This window comes from Idiomarina sp. (assembly GCF_019431395.1).
Classification (GTDB): Bacteria; Pseudomonadota; Gammaproteobacteria; order Enterobacterales; family Alteromonadaceae; genus Idiomarina.
In genome coordinates this window covers 167,235-188,482 of sequence record NZ_CP080268.1, presented here as the reverse complement: position 1 = coordinate 188,482, position 21,248 = coordinate 167,235, and the positions used below count along the sequence as shown (strand labels likewise).

The 21,248-nt window shown below is 49.9% G+C and carries 15 protein-coding genes; 4 read left to right on the top strand and 11 right to left on the bottom strand.

All coding sequences use genetic code 11. The annotated features are described in order from the left end of the window. Positions 1-8 precede the first annotated feature (8 nt). Positions 9-392, bottom strand: coding sequence for a ribonuclease E inhibitor RraB (rraB, locus tag KZ771_RS00850; protein WP_290654080.1), 384 nt, complete (start codon positions 390-392; stop codon positions 9-11). Further along, positions 389-1,138 carry a 1-acylglycerol-3-phosphate O-acyltransferase gene (locus KZ771_RS00845; protein ID WP_290654079.1) on the bottom strand — a complete coding sequence of 250 codons (750 nt, stop codon included), beginning with the start codon at positions 1,136-1,138 and terminating at the stop codon, positions 389-391. The genes rraB and KZ771_RS00845 overlap by 4 nt, the downstream gene beginning before the upstream one ends. An 84-nt stretch (positions 1,139-1,222) precedes the next feature. Between KZ771_RS00845 and KZ771_RS00840 the strand changes: the two genes are divergently transcribed. Continuing rightward, positions 1,223-2,329, top strand: coding sequence for an HD domain-containing phosphohydrolase (locus KZ771_RS00840; RefSeq protein ID WP_290572407.1), 1,107 nt, complete (start codon positions 1,223-1,225; stop codon positions 2,327-2,329). Here KZ771_RS00840 and parC read toward each other — a convergent pair. The 4 genes from parC to KZ771_RS00820 all read right to left on the bottom strand — a co-directional run bounded on the left by parC (position 2,326) and on the right by KZ771_RS00820 (position 7,699). After that, entirely contained in the window at positions 2,326-4,602 is a 2,277-nt protein-coding gene (gene parC, locus KZ771_RS00835) for a DNA topoisomerase IV subunit A (protein WP_133539556.1), read from the bottom strand. The two genes, KZ771_RS00840 and parC, sit on opposite strands and share 4 nt — an antisense overlap. Positions 4,603-4,626: 24 nt before the next feature. Beyond that, the gene (gene parE / locus KZ771_RS00830) at positions 4,627-6,519 is read right to left on the bottom strand and encodes a DNA topoisomerase IV subunit B (RefSeq protein ID WP_290654078.1); all 1,893 of its coding nucleotides are present in this window, start codon (positions 6,517-6,519) and stop codon (positions 4,627-4,629) included. Positions 6,520-6,592: 73 nt separating this feature from the next. Continuing rightward, entirely contained in the window at positions 6,593-7,072 is a 480-nt protein-coding gene (locus KZ771_RS00825; RefSeq protein WP_290654077.1) for a DUF1249 domain-containing protein, read from the bottom strand. 15 nt (positions 7,073-7,087) lie between these two features. Continuing rightward, positions 7,088-7,699 (bottom strand): NUDIX domain-containing protein, encoded by a 612-nt coding sequence (locus KZ771_RS00820; RefSeq protein ID WP_290654076.1) that lies wholly within the window; start codon positions 7,697-7,699, stop codon positions 7,088-7,090. 235 nt (positions 7,700-7,934) lie between these two features. Here KZ771_RS00820 and tolC point away from each other — a divergent pair, with 235 nt between their 5' ends. Together tolC and lpxL are read left to right on the top strand one after the other, a co-directional pair. Then, on the top strand, positions 7,935-9,323 hold the full coding sequence (gene tolC / locus KZ771_RS00815) for an outer membrane channel protein TolC (protein ID WP_290572417.1): 1,389 nt from the start codon (positions 7,935-7,937) through the stop codon (positions 9,321-9,323). Between the two features lie 104 nt (positions 9,324-9,427). Continuing rightward, the gene (gene lpxL / locus KZ771_RS00810) at positions 9,428-10,354 is read left to right on the top strand and encodes an LpxL/LpxP family Kdo(2)-lipid IV(A) lauroyl/palmitoleoyl acyltransferase (RefSeq protein WP_290654075.1); all 927 of its coding nucleotides are present in this window, start codon (positions 9,428-9,430) and stop codon (positions 10,352-10,354) included. Here lpxL and glnE read toward each other — a convergent pair. Next, a complete protein-coding gene (gene glnE / locus KZ771_RS00805) occupies positions 10,351-13,215 on the bottom strand; it encodes a bifunctional [glutamate--ammonia ligase]-adenylyl-L-tyrosine phosphorylase/[glutamate--ammonia-ligase] adenylyltransferase (RefSeq protein WP_290654074.1) in 2,865 nt (954 codons plus the stop codon). The genes lpxL and glnE overlap by 4 nt on opposite strands. 11 nt (positions 13,216-13,226) lie before the next feature. After that, the gene (locus KZ771_RS00800; RefSeq protein ID WP_290654073.1) at positions 13,227-14,831 is read right to left on the bottom strand and encodes a CYTH and CHAD domain-containing protein; all 1,605 of its coding nucleotides are present in this window, start codon (positions 14,829-14,831) and stop codon (positions 13,227-13,229) included. A gap of 161 nt (positions 14,832-14,992) precedes the next feature. Here KZ771_RS00800 and putA point away from each other — a divergent pair, with 161 nt between their 5' ends. Continuing rightward, positions 14,993-18,160 (top strand): bifunctional proline dehydrogenase/L-glutamate gamma-semialdehyde dehydrogenase PutA, encoded by a 3,168-nt coding sequence (putA, locus tag KZ771_RS00795; protein ID WP_290654072.1) that lies wholly within the window; start codon positions 14,993-14,995, stop codon positions 18,158-18,160. Positions 18,161-18,223: 63 nt separating this feature from the next. Here the strand turns inward: putA and KZ771_RS00790 are convergent, their stop codons facing one another. The 3 genes from KZ771_RS00790 to KZ771_RS00780 form a co-directional block, all read right to left on the bottom strand. Further along, a complete protein-coding gene (locus tag KZ771_RS00790; RefSeq protein ID WP_133539564.1) occupies positions 18,224-18,652 on the bottom strand; it encodes a hypothetical protein in 429 nt (142 codons plus the stop codon). Next, complete coding sequence (locus tag KZ771_RS00785) at positions 18,633-20,417, bottom strand: acyl-CoA dehydrogenase C-terminal domain-containing protein (RefSeq protein ID WP_290654071.1); 1,785 nt, start codon at positions 20,415-20,417, stop codon at positions 18,633-18,635. Before KZ771_RS00785 ends, KZ771_RS00790 begins: the two co-directional genes overlap by 20 nt. Before the next feature lie 94 nt (positions 20,418-20,511). Next, complete coding sequence (locus KZ771_RS00780; RefSeq protein ID WP_290654070.1) at positions 20,512-21,246, bottom strand: general secretion pathway protein GspB; 735 nt, start codon at positions 21,244-21,246, stop codon at positions 20,512-20,514. Positions 21,247-21,248 lie beyond the last annotated feature (2 nt).

The window sequence follows — 21,248 nt, the reverse complement described above, 5'->3', positions numbered from 1 at the left end:
GCGCTTTTTTATTCTTCGTCGTCCTCATAATCTTCATCATATTCTTCATCGTCGAGTAGTGTGCCCCAGCCGTCATACTCAACACCGCACTCATCGGCAATGGTCGCAACTTCGCGAATTTGACGCGCCAACACGTCTTCATCAAGGCCCGCGTCAACCGTCGCCGCAAAAGCAAACCAGCGTTGTCCGTTATCGTCTTCAAATTCGTCGGCATCATCAACGTGATAGCCTTCCTTTACCAGCTCTACGGCAGCCTTCTCTAACTTAGTAAAGTCCTGACTCGCCAGGTGATGATCGATTTCGTACAACAACGAAGGATCCGCACCATCACTCACCAAAGCGTCTATGGTTTCGCGGCTCTGCTGTAATAAGGGCTCTAGGTTTACACTCATGAATCTTCCTTTTGCTTGTGTTCAGGTTGCTCACCTTCTAACTGAGCATCCAGCGCGGCAATTTTTTCAGCCATTAGCTGATGACTATGTTTGCTTAACTCGCGCAAAGTCTCTTTGCGGTAGTTAGCAATCGGCAGAGGTTGCAAAAACTCTACCAGTAACTCGCCGTTATCCCAGCGATTGATATCGATTTTACCATGTAAATTAGAGACACACACCGGCACCACGTCAACGCTCGCTTGGTACGCGGTATGAAAAGCACCGTTTTTAAACGGCAACAGGCCTCGTCCGTTACTGCGGGTGCCCTCCGGAAACATCCACACCGAGATATCGCGCTTTTTTATCGCGGCAGCCGTCTGTGCAATGGTACCGTGCGCCCTGCCCTTATTGTTGCGGTCAATCAAAATATTACCGGCCAGCCAGTATAACCAGCCAAAAAATGGGATCCACTTGAGGCTTTTTTTACCCAGGGTGACAGTGTTGGGCGGCAGTGCTGCGGCAATCGTAAAAATTTCCCAGCTATTTTGGTGGTTACAAATATAAACGTAAGGACCATTTTTAGGTACATCAGGATGCACCTTTACCCGCAGCTTAAGCCCGAGTATACGCGTCGCAGAACCAAAAATATGAGCCCAACGATAGGTGTTATTGCGATGAAATGGCCTTAATATGCAGAACAAACAGCCGATAACACCCACTAACACAATAAAAATGCCTAAAACCAACCAGCGAACCGCAGCTAACATTATTTCTCCTTGTTGTTTTGCCTCGCTAGTATAACCTCTTTAATAAGAGTAAACGTCCGATCAGTGACGACAGGAACCACAACGATGACGATTTTTGAACGCCCGGCAATTGACGATGAAGTCTATCAGGAACTGCTAGACGAAATTAAAGATTTACATCAGCAGGCAGAAACCAGCCTGATAGCACTTGAGCATGAACCAAATAACGAGCAACATCAACACAGTGTGTACCGCTCAATCCATACCATCAAGGGTGATTTGGGCATAATTGGCCTATCGCCCATGGTTGCCGTTATAGGTGCCATTGAGGACTTGCTCGATTTAGTCCGCAAAGGTGACATGAGTTACAACTCGGTTTTTAGCGACATCGTGCTGTCATTGATTGATCAGGTTACCGAGTTTGTCGAAACTTGCCAGAACCAGGAAGTTATTGACGTACCCGATCGCCGTTATCAGAGCGTGATTGATTTAAGCGCCGACATTGTCGCCGCCAATGACACAGAACGTCAGCCGCTGCTGGGGCGTTTATTGGCTCGCTTGTCACCGGAGCTGATACTGGATTCTGATATTCAGCCGCAGCAACAATACCGGCCACCGCATACCGAAGATGACTGGGACTATGATTTACGCTTTTTCAGGCGCCTAATGGCCGAGGTCGAAAGACGATCCAGCTATTGGCACGATCGTGCCGATCGTCAGCTAAAAATAGCGCTGATGATCAATCGCTATGCAGGCAGCCCGGTGGACGAAAAGCAATTAACCGCAGCCTGCTATGTACACGACTTCGGCATGGGCTTTATGCCGCTGACACTGTTGCACCAAAGCGAACCGTTAACACCGGATCAGCACAAATCTATTCAAAACCATGTTTACTTATCGGCTAAGCTACTGGAGAACCTGGATTACTGGAAGGCGGCTAAATTAATGGTGTTACAACATCATGAGCATGCCGACGGTAACGGCTATCCGTTGGGCTTAAAAGATAATGAGATCAGTGACGGGGCAAAGATTCTGGCGCTGGTTGATACCTTTGACGCCATGACTCACGAACGAGCGCATCAGCACCACCTTAAGCGCCCCATCAGTCGTGCCGTCGCGGAAATTAACCGGCTGGCCGGCACCCAGCTGAGTCCATACTGGGTCACCGTTTTTAACGAAGCCATGAACAATTTAGTGAAAAGCTGGCGTTAATCGCCAGCTTGGTGCTCCTCAGCCTCGGTAGTCGCCGGGGTTTCTTCTATCGTTATCGCATCAACGCGTTGCAAACCGCGCGGCAGTTTGTTGCCTCGTCGTCCGCGTTCACCACGATAATGCTCTAAGTCCGAAGGTTTTAAGGTCAACTTACGTTTACCCGCCTGCAAGGTCACGGTGGCATCGTTAGGCGCGCTGGCCAAAGCAACGACATACTCTTCACGTGTTTGCGCGCGCAGTGCCGGAATACTGATAATCTTATTACCTTTGCCCTTTCCTAACTGTGGTAAATCAGCAACCGGAAATACCAGCATACGGCCCTCGTTGGATACCGCTATAACACTCTCTTGCGAGGGTTCACGCACGCTCACCGGGCTTAATACTTTAGCTCCGGTAGGCAGCGTCAGGATGGCCTTGCCGTTTTTATTGCGACTCACTAAATCTTTGAATTGGCAGACAAAGCCATAACCGGCATCAGAGGCCAACAGGTAATGTTGCTCCTCTTTGCCCATGATCACTTGATCGACTGACTCGCCGGCAACAATGTTAAAACGGCCGGTGAGCGGTTCACCCTGTGAGCGAGCCGATGGCAACAGGTGCGCTTCGCAAGAATAACTGCGGCCGGAAGAATCAAAAAATACCACCGGCTGGTTACTTTTACCTTCTGCAGCAGCAAGGAAGCTATCGCCTGATTTATAACTCAGCTTCTCGCCATCGATGTCGTGTCCTTTGGCGCTGCGCACCCAACCTTTTTTCGACAGCACAACCGTAACCGATTCGGCCGGCGTTAGCTCACGCTCACTCAAAGCTTTTGCTTCACCTCGCTCCACCAATGGCGAACGGCGCTCATCACCATATTTTTCGGCATCCGCCAGCAATTCTTTTTTGATTAAGGTTTTCATGCGGCGCTCTGAACCCAACAACTTTTCCAGCTGCTCACGTTCTTTTTCGAGCTCGTCCTGTTCGCCCTTCAGCTTCATCTCTTCAAGCTTAGCTAAATGGCGTAATTTTAATTCCAAAATTGCTTCAGCTTGCTTGTCGCTCAGACCAAAGCGCTTGATCAGCTCTTCTTTAGGCTTATCCTCATAACGAATGATCTCGATGACTTCGTCAATGTTAAGGTAGGCAATCAACAAACCTTCTAACAGATGCAGTCGCGCCAGCACTTTATCCAGACGGAACTGCAGACGGCGCGTGACCGTTTCTAAGCGGAACTGCAGCCATTCGCTTAAAATTCCCACCAGCGGTTTAACTTTAGGACGTCCGTCTAAGCCCAGAATATTAAGATTTACCCGATACTGCTTTTCCAGGTCAGTAGTGGCAAACAAATGCGCCATCAGTTGTTCGGTATCAACCCGGTTTGAACGCGGTACAACCACCAGGCGAGTTGGATTTTCGTGATCCGACTCATCGCGTAAATCCGACACCAGCGGTAGCTTTTTAGCTTGCATCTGCGCGGCAATTTGCTCAAGAATCTTGGCACCAGAGGCTTGATGCGGTAGTGCAGTAATGACTATCTCACCCTCTTCCAGCGCATATTTGGCACGCATTTTTACTGAGCCACGGCCAGACTCATAGAGTTTTTTGATGTCCTCCGCCGGGGTAATAATCTCGGCGTCGGTGGGATAATCCGGCCCGCGCATGTGCTCCATCACGTCATCCAGCGACGCGCTGGGCTTGTCTAGCAAGTGAGCACAGGCGTTAGCTACTTCGCGGGCATTGTGCGGTGGAATATCCGTGGCCATTCCGACGGCTATCCCGGTTACGCCGTTAAGCAAAATATGCGGCAGGCGCGATGGCAGCACCTTGGGTTCTTTCATGGTGCCGTCAAAGTTCGGTATCCAGTCTGACGTGCCCTGCCCCAGTTCACTCAGTAATACTTCACTAAATTTGGACAGCTTAGCTTCGGTATAACGCATTGCAGCGAAGGATTTGGGGTCATCCGGTGATCCCCAGTTACCCTGCCCGTCAACCAACGGATAGCGGTATGAAAATGGCTGCGCCATCAACACCATAGCTTCGTAACAAGCGCTATCACCGTGCGGATGAAATTTACCCAGTACATCACCGACCGTACGTGCTGACTTCTTATACTTAGCCAGTGCCGATAAACCCAGCTCTGACATCGCATACACAATACGGCGCTGCACTGGCTTTAAGCCATCGCCGATATGCGGCAGGGCTCGGTCCATAATCACGTACATGGAATAATTCAGATAAGCCTCTTCGGTAAAGCGGCTTAAAGGTGTCTGTTCACTGACTTCCATCGACATCGTTATACTCTCCGCTTAAATCCGTTAAAGCTCGGCCAGATCGGCCATATTACCTTTGCTTTCCAGCCAGGTACGGCGATCGGAAGCACGCTTTTTAGCTAACAACATATCCATTAACTCTTCCATCTGTTCTGCATCGTCAATGGTCAACTGCACTAATCGGCGGGTGTTAGGATCCATAGTTGTCTCGCGCAGTGTTAGTGGGTTCATCTCACCCAAACCTTTAAAGCGCTGCACATTAATTTTGCCTTTGCGCTTTTCGGCCTCGATACGGTCTAAGATACCGCGCTTCTCATCTTCATCCAGCGCATAAAACACGTCTTTGCCTACATCGATTCGATACAACGGTGGCATCGCCACAAAAATATGGCCGTTTTCGACTAATGGACGAAAGTGCTTCACAAATAGCGCACATAAAAGCGTTGCAATGTGCAGTCCATCAGAATCGGCATCGGCGAGGATACAAATCTTATGGTAGCGCAATTTGTCTAAATCAACGGTATTCGGGTCGACCCCAACCGCCACAGAAATATCGTGAATTTCCTGCGACGCCAGAATTTGCTCTGGCTCGACTTCCCAGGTATTCAATATTTTACCGCGCAACGGCATCACCGCCTGAAAATCACGGTCCCGGGCCTGCTTAGCAGAGCCACCCGCAGAATCACCCTCGACTAAAAACAACTCGCTACGTGACGGCTCCTGCGAGCTGCAGTCGGTTAATTTACCCGGTAGCGCCGGGCCTGAGGTGACTTTTTTGCGCACCACTTTTTTGCTGGCCCGCAAGCGCCGCTGGGCATTGTTAATACACAGCTCTGCTAACGCCTCAGCTTGTTCGGTGTGTTCGTTCAGCCACAGGCTAAACGCATCCTTTACCACCCCCGAGACAAAACTGGCAGACTGCCGTGATGACAACCTTTCTTTGGTTTGCCCGGCAAATTGCGGATTCTGCATTTTAGTAGAAAGAATATAGCTGCAACGATCCCAGACATCTTCCGGAGTAAGTTTTACCCCACGCGGCAGCAAATTGCGGAACTCGCAGAACTCACGCATCGCTTCCAGTAGTCCTTGACGTAAACCATTGACGTGGGTACCGCCTAACGCTGTCGGTATTAGGTTAACGTAACTCTCGCTAACCCCTTCACCGCCTTCCGGTAACCAGGTTACAGCCCAATCTACGCCCTCGGTTTGCCCGGAAAAACTGCCATCGAATGGCTGCTCCGGCAAGGTTGGTAAATCACTCACCGCTTCGACTAAGTAATCGGTTAAACCGTCTTGATAAAACCAGGTGTCTTCGCTGTCATCGAGTTTATTCTTAAACTGAATGGTTAAGCCCGGACATAACACGGCTTTAGCGCGCAGTAGATGGCGTAATTTTGGTACCGAAAATTTTGCCGAGTCGAAATATTTAGGATCTGCCCAGAAATGCACACGAGTACCAGTGTTGCGTTTACCGCAGCTACCCGTCACTTCCAGTTCACTGACCTTATCGCCGTTTTCGTAGGCCATTTCATAGACATTGCCGTCACGCTTGATGGTGAGTTCGACCCGCGTCGACAGGGCATTAACCACCGAGATACCAACGCCGTGCAGACCACCGGAAAACTGATAGTTTTTATTGGAAAACTTACCGCCGGCGTGGAGCTTACTCATGATCAACTCAACTCCGGGGACTTTTTCTTCCGGATGGATGTCCACGGGCATGCCGCGACCGTCATCTAACACTTCCAGTGACTGGTCCTGATGCAAAATCACAGTAACTGTTTTAGCGTGGCCAGCCAGCGCCTCATCGACACTGTTGTCGATAACTTCCTGACCTAAATGATTAGGCCGGGTGGTGTCGGTATACATCCCGGGACGGCGCTGAACCGGTTCTAACCCGTTAAGCACCTCAATAGAATCGGACTTGTAATCTGTCATAGGTTTGGTCGTTAGCGCTTATAGTTATAATAAATGAATACAGCGATGATGATAATGTACCGCTAAGCTACGCCTATTTGAAGCCGTGGGGAAGAAATTTGTCGTCGAAGCCTGAACTCACCTGCCCCTGCTGCCGGCATAATTGTAACCAATCTGCTAAAAATTGATTCACCTGATATTTTTCGTCGCGGTGGCGCATGTCAGGGTTGGGCTGTTGATAATGAACCGCCAATCGCCGCACGCCCTGACTAGCAATAACTTCCGCCATGCGCACATCATGGTACAAACGTATCTCCAGCTGCGCGCGTAAATAATCGGACGCCCAGTGTGCCGGCTTTTGCCGAATTAACAGCTCTGAGGTGTAGCGGGCTTCGGAGGTAATAGTTAACTCAAAAGTTAAAAACTCACCGGTGGTGATGCTAATGGTTTCGCCAACATCAGGGATTAGGTTTATCAGTCCGGCATAATTTCGCTCATGCAGACGGTGCAGCTCGGCTACATCGACCTGATAGCGTCTTTGCTGTACTGACTTTTGGCTATGCTTTAAACTCAACCCTGTGCTCCCCGCTTACTCAGTGAATAAATGCTGTTTGTGTAATTGCATCCATTGTAGCCCAATCACGCTTGCGGCGTTATTAAATTGACCTTGTTCTAACATGGCGATGGCTTGGTCAAATGCCAGCGTGGTTACGCGAATATCTTCGTGTTCTTCGGCAAGGCCACCGAAATCTGAGGCCTGACTGGCATCGACTTCGGCAATATAAATAGTCAGGCGTTCGTTGGTACCCCCCGGGCTCGAGTAATAGCTCAACGCTTTTTGTAAGCGCTGGGTGCGTAAACCGGCTTCTTCATAGAGTTCGCGCGTTGCTACCTCTTCGGCACTTTCATCAGCATCAAACATACCGGCAACAAACTCAAATAACCAAGGGCCCTGCTGGTTATTCATTGCGCCGACACGAAACTGTTCTAATACGACCAGCTCATCGGTGCGGGGATCATAAGGTAACACCACGACAGCATCACCGCGGTCCATGATTTCACGGGCAATTGTCGGCGACCAACCGCCATCAAACAGACGATGTTTTAGTTGGTACTTGTAAATTGATAAAAAACCCTCGTATAAGGGAGTCACTTGTTCTATTTTTACGTCTTGCTTAGAAAATTTAGGCTTCACAGTCATCCTTATTGTCGCAATTCACGTTCAATTCATCGATTAACATACATTCTGTTACACTTAGGCGTGATCTGAAACCATCTTTCGCTTAAAGTTAAAGCAATCTCAGGTTAAACTAGTATTCATTCAGCTCTGTATGTAAACTATTCGGCCATTGATGGCGACTACTCTTAGGTAAACTAAAAAGTAGACTAAGAAAATCATCAATCGCTCACATTTAAGCTACGGGACATTACGAACGATGAAAAAGCATTTACTGTCCGCAACTGTCGGTTTGGCGCTTTCCGCAGTTACTTTTACGTCAAGCGCAGACGATTTGGCTCAAATTTATCAATTAGCCGTTAACAACGACCCGGCGCTACTACGTGCAGCCGCCGAGCGTGATGCAGCACAAAAGAATGTTGATATTGCTAAGTCTGCGTTTTGGCCTCAATTAACCGGTCAGGCAGGTTATAGCGAAAGCACGAGCGAATCAGAAAGTTACTTTGAAACGCAAGATGCTTATGTCACCTTAGAGTCAGAGCGTACTGGCTGGAATGCAGGTATTACGCTTAACCAGAGTATTTTTGACTGGAGCACCTGGCAACAAGCTGATATTGCTGAAAAACAAGCCTATCAAGCGGAAGTGGCTTATCGCGGTGCAGCACAACAATTAATGCTGCGAGTGATCAATGCTTATTTTGGTGCGTTACAAGCACAAGATGACTTAGCTTTTGCCGAAGCAGAAAAACGCGCCATCGAACGCCAACTTGAACAAACCAAACAGCGCTTTTCAGTGGGTTTAACCGCCATCACCGATGTGCATGAAGCTCAGGCTCAATATGACAGTGCCGTTGCCGCAGAAATTCAAGCACGCAATGCCGTAAAAATTGCTTTCGAAAATGTTCGCGAAATTACCGGCCAGTATCCGCAGACACTCGCGGGTTTACAGACCGATGCCTTTGAACCAGCCGAGCCCACCCCTGCCGAAGTGCGGGATTGGGTAACTAAAGCCGAAAACGGTAATTTAAGTCTCATGCAGAGCATGGTTGCTGTTGATATTGCCGAACAACGAATCAAGGTAGAACAGTCTGGGCATTATCCTACGGTTTCTCTGAATGCGCAGTACTCAACTCAAGACAACGAAACCGATACCTCAGGCTCTGGCTTTTCGTTTTATTCAAACCCACCCAGCTTAGACAGTAAATCCATTGGGTTAAACCTGAACGTGCCAATCTTTTCTGGCTTCCGCACTACCGCTTTAACAGCGCAAGCACGGGATAACTATGTCGCTACGAGTCAAACCATGGTCGAAACGCGTCGCACGGTAGAACGTGAAGTGCGTAATGCGTTTTATGATGTGAACGCCTCTTTGGCCAGTATTCGTGCGTTTGAGCAAGCCGTCACCTCGGCAGAGAGTGCGTTAAAAGCAACCGAGGCCGGTTTTGAGGTAGGAACGCGAACCATCGTTGACGTGCTCAACAGTACACGTAACTTGTTTAATGCGCGCCGCAACTTAGCAGAAGCACGTTATGGTTTTATCCGCCAACGGTTGGCATTGGAGCAGTCTATTGGCGACTTAACTCCCGAAGACTTACGGGGCATTAATGCGGCACTATCCGAGAATGCTGACGGTACAGCTGCCGAATAACGTATGCATGGATTAAGCAAACACCGTGAACTCATCGGTTCACGGTGTTTTTTGTTTTTATGCTAGTATGCGACGAATTGTAACGCTGATAACAAGAAAGCGCCGTGATCGAAAAACCTAAATTCCAACTTTACTTTTTACACCCTAAGTTCTGGTTAACCTGGCTTGGAGTACTATTTCTATACCTGGTTTCATGGCTTCCTTACCGACTGCAGCTGATACTTGGTAAAGGCCTGGGTCGGTTGTTTAAAAAAGCAATGCCGCGACGTGTCAATATCGCTCGTCGGAATTTGCAATTGTGTTTCCCCGACTACAGTGACGAGCAAATCGAAGAACTGGTTAACCGCAATCTGCAAAATACCGGCATTGCTTATTTTGAAATCGGTATCGCCTGGTGGTGGCCTGACTGGCGTATTAAGCGCAAGCTACATGTTCATGGCCAGGAAAATCTGCGACAGGCACAGGCTGGCGGCAAAGGGGTGTTAATGTTGCTGTTCCATTTTTTAAGCCTGGAAGTGCATGCTCGCTTACATGGCTTTGTAAAGCCAGCGGTTGGACTTTACCGTCCTCACAACAACGCGGTTATGGAATTTTTACAAACGCGTGGGCGCGGTCGGTCGAACAAATATATGATCCAACGACGTGACGTCAAAGGCATGTTACAGGCCATCGCCAAGGGCGAGATTGCCGGCTACCTGCCCGATCAGGATTATGGCCGTCGCCGAGTCGAGTTTGTTCCCTTTTTTAACGTACCCGATGCATCAACAACTACCGGCACGACTTTATTTGCCAAGCACCCTAACTGCAACGTAATAGTCAGCCGCTGTGTGCGACGGAATGATGGCACAGGTTACGATGTATTTTATGAACCTATGTTATCTGACTTCCCCAGCGGTGATGACAAGGCCGATGCTGCGCGCATCAACAAACTCGTCGAGCGGGCAGTTGAACAGGCACCAGAGCAATATCTTTGGGTCCACAGGCGGTTTAAAACCCGCCCCCGGGAAGACATGCAAAGTTATTACAATTAAACGCGGCTATCGGTTTTCTCGAATAAGCGTTGCCAACAGTCAATAACTGCATCACGCTCGGCACTCAAGTCATGGCTAACTAGCGCCTGTTCACCCTGCAACGCCAGGGCATGGCTTTCGCAACGTAAAATCTGGTAGGCATTAATTAAGTTCTGAGCGTCTACGTCGCTGATCAAATGCAGCTGCTGAGCGGTGGTTAAAATACGAATATTATCGCTGTAACGGCACAATTCAGGGTGCTGGTGAGAATGCGCCAGCACCAAATACTGTGTAATAAACTCGATATCGGCTATTCCGCCGGCGTCTTGTTTGACGTCAAAACGCTGTTGCTGACCGCTACTCAGGTGCGCGCGCATTTTTTTACGCATACTCAGCACGTCTTCCCTCAGCTCCTCCAGATCGCGTTGCCGGCACAACATCGCTTGTCGAATATCTTCAAGCTGTTGGCAAAGTGCCTTATGCCCATAAACGCATCGAGCTCTGACCAGCGCCTGAAACTCCCAGGTCCATGCGTCCTCGCGCAAATACCGCACAAAGGATTCCGCTTGCATTACTAACAAACCAGCTTGCCCTGACGGTCGCAACCTTAAGTCAACGTCATATAATATGCCGGCAACTGTACGGGTGGTAAACAAATGCAAGACGCGTTGTGCCAGGCGTAAATAAAATTGTTGTACGTCAATTGGCTTCGGCCCGTCTGTGGTAGCACTGTAGTCAGCGTCACAAATAAAGACTAAATCCAGATCAGATCCGTAACCCAGCTCTAATCCCCCCAGTTTGCCATAGCCTAATACTGCAAAACCGGTGTCGTCGGTGGTGCGCCCGGGCGGCTTACCATGTTTTGCCGTTAACTGCCCCCATGCCATCGCCACAACCTCAGCAATGACGGCTTGAGCCAGATAACTTAAGTGATCGCTAACTTTCATTAGTTCCAGTGCACCACTGATATCAGCTGCCGCTATCTTTAACTGTAAAGCCTGCTTCGCCTGCCGTAGCGCATCCATTTGCCGCTCCAGGTCTTGTTCCGGAATTCGCACCAGATAATCCCGCAGTACCGACGGATACTGGTTTAATTCGGTTAGTTCATAAAGCTGCTGTGGATCAATCAGCTCATCGAGCAAAATAGGATGCTGAGATAATTGCTCCGACACCCAGGGGCTGGCAGCACACAGCTTGCACAACTGCTCGCGGGCACCGGGATTTTCGGCTAACAACTCAATGTAGGCAGTACGACTCATTATTGCGCGCACCACCGCCAATACCCGGTCAAGCAGGTTTATCGGATGTTGTTGTGACAAAACCTGCCGCAGCAGCTGCGGCATTAAACGCGCCAGCGCGGCGCGCCCCCGAGGGCCCGAGCTGCGTTTGCGGGTTTCCAGCCGAAACTTTTTTACTTGCTGCCACAGCTCAGCAGCACTAACTTCAGTTTCTTGCTGCAAAATTTCAATGGCGGCATCGTCTTCCAGCATATCCTGCCAAAGCACCTGCAGGCCATGCTCCTCTTCGTCCTGTTCAGATTCCGAACCGATCACCTGACGAAACTGCGCATGAATACGCGCCATGACCTCAGTCACTTGATCAACCAAGCTCTGCCATTGTGTAGCACCATACAAATAGCAAAGCTGCTGCTGTTGTTCCGACGTATCAGGCAACTGCTGTGTCTGCTCGTCGTTTAATTGTTGCAGCCGGTGCTCCAGTACCCGCAAAAACTCATAATCTTCTATAAGTTGTTCCGTCTCCGCATCGTCCATCAGACCAAGTAACCCAATCTGCCCATAGGCATTATAAAGTGACTGAGTTTGTAATGTTTTTTCCTGTCCACCGCGGATTAGCTGATGCACCTGAGCGATAAATTCCACTTCGCGAATACCACCTGCCCCCAATTTAATATTGTTTTTAACACCCTGACGCCGGGTTTCCTGGGTAATTAGCAGCTTCATTTTGCGCAGCGCCTCGATCGCACTAAAGTCGATATAGCGGCGATACACAAACGGGCGAATAAGGCTGTAGAACATCGATTGGGCGGCTGGATCTTTATTAATAACTCTGGCCTTAACCATGGCGTAACGCTCCCAGTCCCGCCCCTGCTCCTGATAGTAATGCTCGAGCGCAGCCAGACTACACACCATAGGTCCTGAGCTTCCAAATGGTCTTAAGCGCATGTCAACGCGAAAAACCTGACCGTCAGCTGTCGACTCATCGAGAGCCGCGATAAGTGCTTGCGCCAGGCGCGTAAAATACACGTTATTTTCGAGTGTCCGCCGACCACCCTGGGTCTCGCCTTGCTCCGGATAAAAGAAAATCAAGTCAATATCGGAGGAGAAATTAAGCTCGCCGCCGCCGAGCTTTCCCATCCCCAACACCACCAGCGATTGTTTGTCACCGGTGTCTGTGAAAGCTTCGCCATAGCGCGGCTTAAATGACTCATGCAACCAGGTTAACGCTTGCTGAATTGCACTGTCAGCGATAGCCGTGTAGTGAGCCATAGCTGAGCGCACCGAAAGCTCACCGGTTACCTCACGCCATAGCAGCGCGGCCATGTGAACATGCCGAAAGCTACGTAACTCACGTTTTAGTTGTTGCTCGTTATCACAATCTGCTAAGCGACCTGCCAATGCCGATTCATAATCATCGACTTTCAATGGGTCAGACTTAGCTTGCAGTAACGCTTGCGGATAACGTTCCAGTACCCGCGCAAAAAAAGAGCTGGCGGCGACTAAATGACGCAACTCATCTGCGGTATTGCGCGCAAGCCCTGACCAAATTGACTCGTCTACCTGCTCGGTAAATCGTTGCCAAAAACCATCCGTTGTTGCGATAAGTTGCTCGGGTGGAACCTGCGCGAGTCTGTTTTGGGTCATATTAATGCCACTTACTGTTGCCAATAAGGCTCACGCTTAAGTGCAGCTTTGCGCGAATATTCAAGCGCTTTTAGTAACGATTCTCGTTGTACTTGCTGCCATTGAATTAAGCGTTCATCGTTAAATTGCTCACTGTTTTTTACAGTCTCGTGCAAAATGTGGAGCGCTGTGATTTCGCGAATTCCTCTTGCCAGATCCTGCCAGGGAGCGCGGAAACTGTCGCGAATAACGCCCTCAAACAGCTGACCGAAACAAGTCCCCAGCACCAGGCTGTGCTGTAACTTTGGCAGCAGCTTCAGATAGCGTTCCTCGCTCATATCCTCGACTTCTTCAAACGCGCTTTGCACCTCTTGCCAGTCTTCGCGCAGCAGCGAAGAAGCCCAGGGCTCCGCGGGCTGTTCCATAGCTTCAGTTTGCTGTCGCTCAATTAACAAGCGCGAAATATCCAACAACAGCAATTGATATTCATGTGAGCGCACCTGCTCAATCACCTGCGTTAATTGCACCACTTGCTGCTGGCTGTCCTGCAGCGTTTCGTACAAGCTGTTGTAGCGCTCTAACGCCCGGTGGTAAGCGCCATCCTGCGCGGTCAATTCGGCCAGCCCCTCAAAGCGTTTTAACCAACTAAAGTAATTCATCACCTCATTAATGCGCGCGACTAACGGCTCACAATCAACACCGAGTTTTGCCAGTAGCTCAATAACCGTGCGGCACAAATAAATACCATCGGCCATCCCTTGTGCCGCTCTTACGTTTGCATGCCGCTCCAGACAAGATTCATTGTGTTGCCAATGTTTCAGACCATATTCTACGGAGCGATATAATGCCTCTCCCAATGAGTGTTCGGGTCTGACATTAACAAAGTGAGTCTGCACAAAAGGTTCCAACACACTGCGTCCGGCCAGGAGATAACCACGCGCCGCTTTGCTTAACGAACCCATTCTGGCATTGAGTTGTTGCACCAGTTGTTGGCCCAGTTTATAGACGTCAGTTATCTCGCCACCCTGCAATTCAAGTTCAATTTCGGCTAAGGGCTCGGTTTCGCCACTCGCTTCGATTTGACCTAAATCCAAAACACACTCGATATTCCCATCACCACTGGGCAGCAAAAAACGATGCCGGGTAAAGTCGGTCACAAATAGCTGCTGTAAATCTCGTTGTACGTCATAAACCGGAAAGTCGTCAGGCCAGATATCTGCGTCAAACAGCGTTAGATCCGGTGCCATTTCTACCGTCGGCACATTGTATTCGGGTCGCTCATGCATTCCACCTAGCACCCGCCCGGCAAGTTTGATCGTCTGCTCGAGTTGATCTGCTGAGCGTCTGATACGTAATCCCATATCGAACTGTCGTAAACGTAAGTCACTGGTATCGTAGTATGCGTTTTCTAAACTAAGCTTTTGATAATCGGCTTGTTTTTGGAACTTTGCAGCGATATCCCGACACACAGCCAAGGCGTTATCCCGCTGAGCCGGGTCAATAACTAACTTTAATTCGAGCTCTTGAGCCGTTGCGTTGGGTGTTTCAGTAGACGTTTCGTTTGCCGACATAAATGGATGAATTCCAGTGCTGTAAGGTGTGCTGATAAAGGTATCGAGTTGCTGCCGCCGGGTCAATAAAAAGCACCTTTGCGTTTGCTTGACAGGACCCTGTAAAAGTTGCAACGTGGGCGAGCAAAAAGAACTCTTTACCGGCGCAAAAAGTCATTTATACTTGCGCCCGATTCCCGGCATTGGGGAAGCACGCCGAGCTTCGGCCTGGCTTTACAGGAGATGCTATGTTTAAAGCGAGTGAGGTGCTATCCAAACAGCATCAGGCGGAGGACTTACGTTCCCTGCAGCAAGCGATCACCGATAATTATATCGTTGACGAAGACGCTTACATGCGCGAATTGCTGCCATTGGTCCCTGCTGATGATGAAACGGTTAGCGCAGTTACCGAGCGCGCAGCTAAGTTAGTTGAGCAAGTAAGAGAAAATGCTGACAACGGTGTCGTCGATGCGTTTTTACAGGAGTATAGCTTAGACACTAAGGAAGGCATTATTCTGATGTGTCTGGCGGAAGCCTTGTTGCGTATCCCTGATGGATATACTGCCGATGCACTGATTCAGGACAAACTGTCGGGCGGTGATTGGCAAAAACACATGGGGCAGTCAGCCTCATGGCTGGTTAATTCCGGAACCTGGGCATTAGCGCTGACCAACAGCGTAACTAACCCCACCGGTAAAGCGATGGAAACACCCCGTGGGGCATTCCGGCGCCTGGTTCGTAAGATGGGCAAGCCGGTTATCCGCAAGGCAACTTATGCGGCCATGCAGATTATGGGTAAGCAGTTCGTATTGGGACGCTCCATCGAAGAAGCCCTGAAAGAAAGCCGCGACAACCGCGATAAGGGCTATACCCACGCCTACGATATGTTGGGTGAAGCCGCGTTGACGATGAAAGATGCTGACTATTACAAGCAGCAATACGTCAACTCAATTAAAACTATCACCAAAGAAGAGTTTAACAACCCTGACGCGCCCCGGCCTACTATCTCAATTAAGTTGTCGGCATTGCACCCGCGTTACGAAGCATCCAATCACGAACGCGTGCTGACCGAGTTGGCAACGACCTTAACCGAGCTGGTAAAGCTGGCAAAAGAGGCTGATGTTGGCGTAACAATAGATGCCGAGGAAGCCGATCGCCACGAACTGTCGCTGGAGCTATTCGAAAAAGTTTACCGCAGCGGCGTATGTAAAGGCTGGCCGCGCTTTGGTTTGGTTGTACAAGCATACTCGAAGCGTGCATTACCAACGCTTTGCTGGATTTCAGCACTGGCCAAAGAGTGCGGTGACGAAATTCCGGTGCGTCTGGTTAAAGGCGCCTATTGGGATAACGAAATTAAGTGGACACAGGAAAACGGTCTGACCGGCTACCCGGTGTTTACGCGTAAATCGCATAGCGATATTTCTTATCTAGCCTGCGCACGTTATCTGTTAACAGATGATACCGACGGTGCTATCTATCCACAGTTTGCAACCCATAATGCGCAAACCATCGTCGCCATTCAGCACATGAACGAAGCGGCACAGCGACGCATTGAGTTCCAGCGCCTGCACGGTATGGGCGATAACCTTTATGACACCTTGATGGCCCAGGACAGCAATATGGTGGTGCGTATATACGCGCCGGTAGGCCCGCACCGCGACTTGTTACCGTACCTGGTACGCCGACTGTTGGAAAACGGTGCCAACTCGTCCTTCGTACACAAGCTGTTAGATGCTGATACCGATGTTATGGAGCTGGTTAAGCACCCGATGGAAACTGCATCCGGCTATGAAAAATACGCTAACAGCAAAATTTCGCTTCCGACCCAAATTTATGGGGATCGCACAAATTCGTTAGGATTGAATATGAATATTCACTCACAAGCAGATGACTTTATTGCGGCAGTACAGCAATACCGAGACAAACAATGGCAAGGTGGCCCAATCGTTGACGGTAAAACCGTCGAAACTGACCACCATGTCAGTATCACCAGCCCACAGGAAACATCCAAGCAAATTGGTAGTATCTACTGGGGCGATAAACAATTAGCCGATAAGGCGCTAACCAGTGCTAACAAGGCCTATCGTGCCTGGCGTGAGGTTCCGACAGAAGAGCGCGCAAAATGCCTGGAGAAGTTTGCTGACTTAATGGAAGCTAACCGCAATGAACTGATTGCAATTTGTTCCCTGGAAGCCGGTAAAGGCCTGCAGGACGGCATTGACGAAGTGCGCGAAGCCGTCGACTTCTGCCGCTATTATGCAAACCAGGCGCGTAAGCTAATGGGTGAGCCGATTCAGCTTCCGGGCCCTACCGGTGAAGACAACGAGCTATTCGTTGAAGGCCGCGGTACTTTTATTTGTATCAGTCCGTGGAACTTCCCGCTGGCGATTTTCGTCGGCCAGGTTGCCGCCGCACTGGTCACCGGTAACTCGGTCATTGCTAAGCCTGCGGAACAAACCGGTCTGATCGCTTATCGCGCCGTACAACTGGCGTTAGAGGCTGGCATTCCGGGTAACGTGTTGCACTTTATGCCGGGCAGCGGCGCCGAAGTGGGCAGCTTTCTGACATCACAGGAAGACATTGGTGGTGTTTGCTTTACCGGTTCAACCTACACCGCGCAAGCCATTAACCGGGCGCTGGCAGCCCGCACCGGCCCGATTGTGCCAATCGTTGCCGAAACCGGTGGCCAGAATGCCATGATGGTTGATTCAACAGCACTGCCTGAGCAAGTGGTTACGGACGTTGTTGCCAGTGCCTTCCAGAGTGCCGGTCAACGCTGTTCAGCATTACGCGTATTATTCGTACAAGAGGACGTAGCAGACCGCGTTATCGACTTGTTGCGTGGCGCTATGGAAGAGTTGTCTGTAGGCGATCCGTTGTTACATGAAACCGATGTTGGCCCGGTTATCGACGGTATAGCGAAGACCAACCTGGAACAACACATTTCGGATATCCAGCAGGCGGGCCGGCTGATTGCCCGGGCACCTATGCCTGATTACACGCTGGGTGGTACCTTCGTGGCACCGACGGCGATCGAAATTGACAGTATTAGCCAATTGGTGAAAGAAAACTTCGGTCCCATCCTGCATGTTATCCGCTACAGCACCGATAACATCGATGAGGTTATCGACAGCATCAATGCCACAGGGTTTGGTTTAACCTTCGGTATTCACAGCCGTAACGAAACCTTTGCCTATGACGTAGCCAGCCGTATCGATGTCGGTAACGTCTATATTAACCGCAACCAAATCGGTGCCATTGTTGGCGTACAACCATTCGGTGGTCGCGGCATGTCAGGTACAGGTCCGAAAGCCGGTGGCCCACACTACCTAACGCGGTTTATTACAGAAAAAACACGTTCTGATAATATTACTGCAGTCGGTGGTAACGCGACGCTGCTTTCTTTGGATGATTAACTATCGACCAATGATTGCAACTAGAAACCGGAGCTTTTGGCTCCGGTTTTTTATGTCAGTCCGTTAATTGCTGTTGCGTTTGTCCACATTGGCAACATCGCTACCGTCTAACTCAGCCTCGAGTTCAGCATCGTAAACGATAGCGATTTCATAGAGCTTGCCGCTATCTATAAACTGCAGTGCGGCCATATCCTCTTCGTAGCGCATTACTTTGGGGGGCTCCGGCAGTTTGTGGGTGCGGGGCGGTAAAATAAACCGTTTTTCCATTAACTCTCCGTTACTCCAGCGGGCCGCCAACTGCTTAGGCCGAAACTTGATAATAACCGCCGCAACAATTGCCATAGTCGATAATGCACCCACGGCAATAACCCAAATGGGTACCACGCCACCAATATAGATTGCCATCCAAATAGCCAAAAAAAAGCCGCCCCAACCTTGGGGGCGGCGGCTATCACGATAAAACTCTACGTGCTTAGAATTCGTCTTCGTCATGCAGATATAAGCTCTCACTTCCGTCTTTAATTGCAGCAACAAGGGCATTAACACGCGGCAGAATACGGGCAAAATAAAACTTAGCCGTTTTAATTTTGGCGCCAAGATAAGGCTTATCCGCCTGCTTTTGCTCGGCTACTGCTGCCATTCGCAACCATAAATAAGCATAGCAAACATACCCAACCAAATGCAGATACTCAACCGCAACCGCGCTAATAATATTCTCATCAGCGCCGGCTTTTTGTAACACTTCTGCACTAACACCGTTGAGCGAGTCTAATGCCTGCTGTAACTGGGCGCGTTCGGCATTCCAGTCATGTTTGCTACTCATCTGCGCCAGGAACTCGTTAACTTCCTGAGTAAAAGGCTCCAGTAACTTACCCTGCGAACCACACACTTTTCGGCCTAACAAATCAAGTGCCTGGATGCCGTTGGTGCCTTCGTAGATTTGCGCTATACGGGTATCACGAACTAGCTGCTCCTGCCCCCATTCACGCACGTAGCCGTGGCCGCCAAATACCTGCTGGCCATGAATGGTCGACTCTAAGCCGGTGTCGGTCAAAAAGGCTTTTGCAACCGGCGTTAGTAACGCCACCATGGCGTCCGCCTGCTGGCGAGTCTGTTCGTCGGCACCGTACTTGGCGCGATCCAACTGCTGTCCGACCCAGGTCGAAAACGCACGACCGCCCTCAGTCATCGCTTTCATGGTTAACAGCATCCGGCGCACATCACCATGGACCAGTATTGAGTCAGCTTCGGCGTTGTTGTCGCGCGTCGCTTTGGCACCTCGCCCCTGAATGCGGTCTTTGGCGTACTCCAGTGCATTCTGATACGAACGTTCAGCAGCGCCTAAGCCCTGAATGCCGACGCCCAGACGTTCATAATTCATCATAGTGAACATCGCCGGTAGTCCGCGGTGTGGCTCACCCACCAACCAGCCTTTGGCGCCATCAAAGTTCATCACACAAGTTGCCGATGCATGGATACCCATTTTGTGCTCAATAGAGCCGCAGCTAAGGCTGTTAGCTTCGCCCAGCGAGCCATCGTCATTAGGTATTACCTTCGGTACGACGAATAAAGAAATACCTTTGGTGCCAGCAGGCGCGTCAGGTAACTTGGCTAACACTAAATGCACGATGTTGTCTGTTAGATCGTGTTCCCCGCCGGTAATAAATATTTTGGTTCCGGTAATGGCATAACTACCTTCAGACTCGGGGATAGCTTTTGATTTGATAATACCCAGGTCGGTACCTGCATGAGGTTCGGTAAGGCACATGGTGCCGGTCCACTCACCTGATGCCATTTTCGGCAGGTATAATTGTTTTAACTCGTCGCTGCCGTGCAAGTCCAGCGTCATAATGGCACCCGAGGTCAGCCCCGGATACAATGAAAACGAAATATCTGCACTGCAGAGCATCTCTTCGTATTGCGCAGATAGTGATTTAGGCAGGCCCATACCGCCGAACTCAGGGTTTGCGGTAACCCCAACCCAACCGCCTTCGGCCAACTGCTTAAAGTTTTGCTTAAAGCCATCCGGGGTTGTAACTTTGCCTTCTGCAAATGAAACACCTTGCTCATCTGCTGCGCGCGACAAGGGGGCTATCAGGTTTTCGGCAACTTTCGCCGCTTCATCCAAAATCGCCGTTGCAGTGTCTTCATCCATCATATCGGCTAATTCGTCAGCCTGCTGCCAATCAGCCGAGACATTAAATACATCGTGTAAGACGAAGTCCATGTCGTCGCGGGGAGCTCTGTAATCTGCCATAGTTACCTCTTAGCTAAATAGTTATTTCAAACACGCGTTTGATTTCTGTTTGCTAGATTAAGAAGTAAACGGACTAAAGTCAATCGACTTAATGTTATTGACCGCTCCAGTCTTGCAACGCTTCAACACTAAAGGCTTTGCCGTCGACAGATAACACAAGTTGTTGTGGCTCAATTCTTTCGATCCTGACCCCTGCAAACTGCTCACCAACGTAAAAGCGTTGTTTATTGAGTTCAACCCAGCGTTGTTGAGCATCAGAAACGTACATATGGCCATCATAACTAAACTGCGGCACCTGACGTTTAAATGTTTGCTCAAGTTCATTCAATGGCGGGACGAGGCTACTCGTCTGAGCTGCACTGTTAGTATTCTCGTAATCGCTGTCAGCGATAGCCTGCTCAAATTTGGCCAACAGCTCCGGCGAGACTTGATTTAAATCCAGCGGCTCACGTTGTGAAGGCTGCCGAACAATTGCTTGTGATTCACTGCTGTCCGCTTCATTAATCACCCGCGCTTCCGTCGACGACGGCTGTACCGAGGCTTCCCATTCCAGGGCTTCAACGGCTAACGTGCTACCCAACTGATAGTCACTGAAGCGTTCCGCGGTCGCTTCGGTTGTGGCGATATTATTTTGCGCCAGCGTCGGACTGCGCCATTGCATCACCGATGCTGCTATCAACAGCAGTATAATGACGATCATGACGGCCCAAAGTAGCACCCTGCCCCACGGCTTATTGGTTTCTGACGACAGTAAGTCCGGGTCGATATCACTGCGCTGGCTAACTAACGGCGACTGTTGTTGTTTTAATGCCTTTAATAACGACGACATGG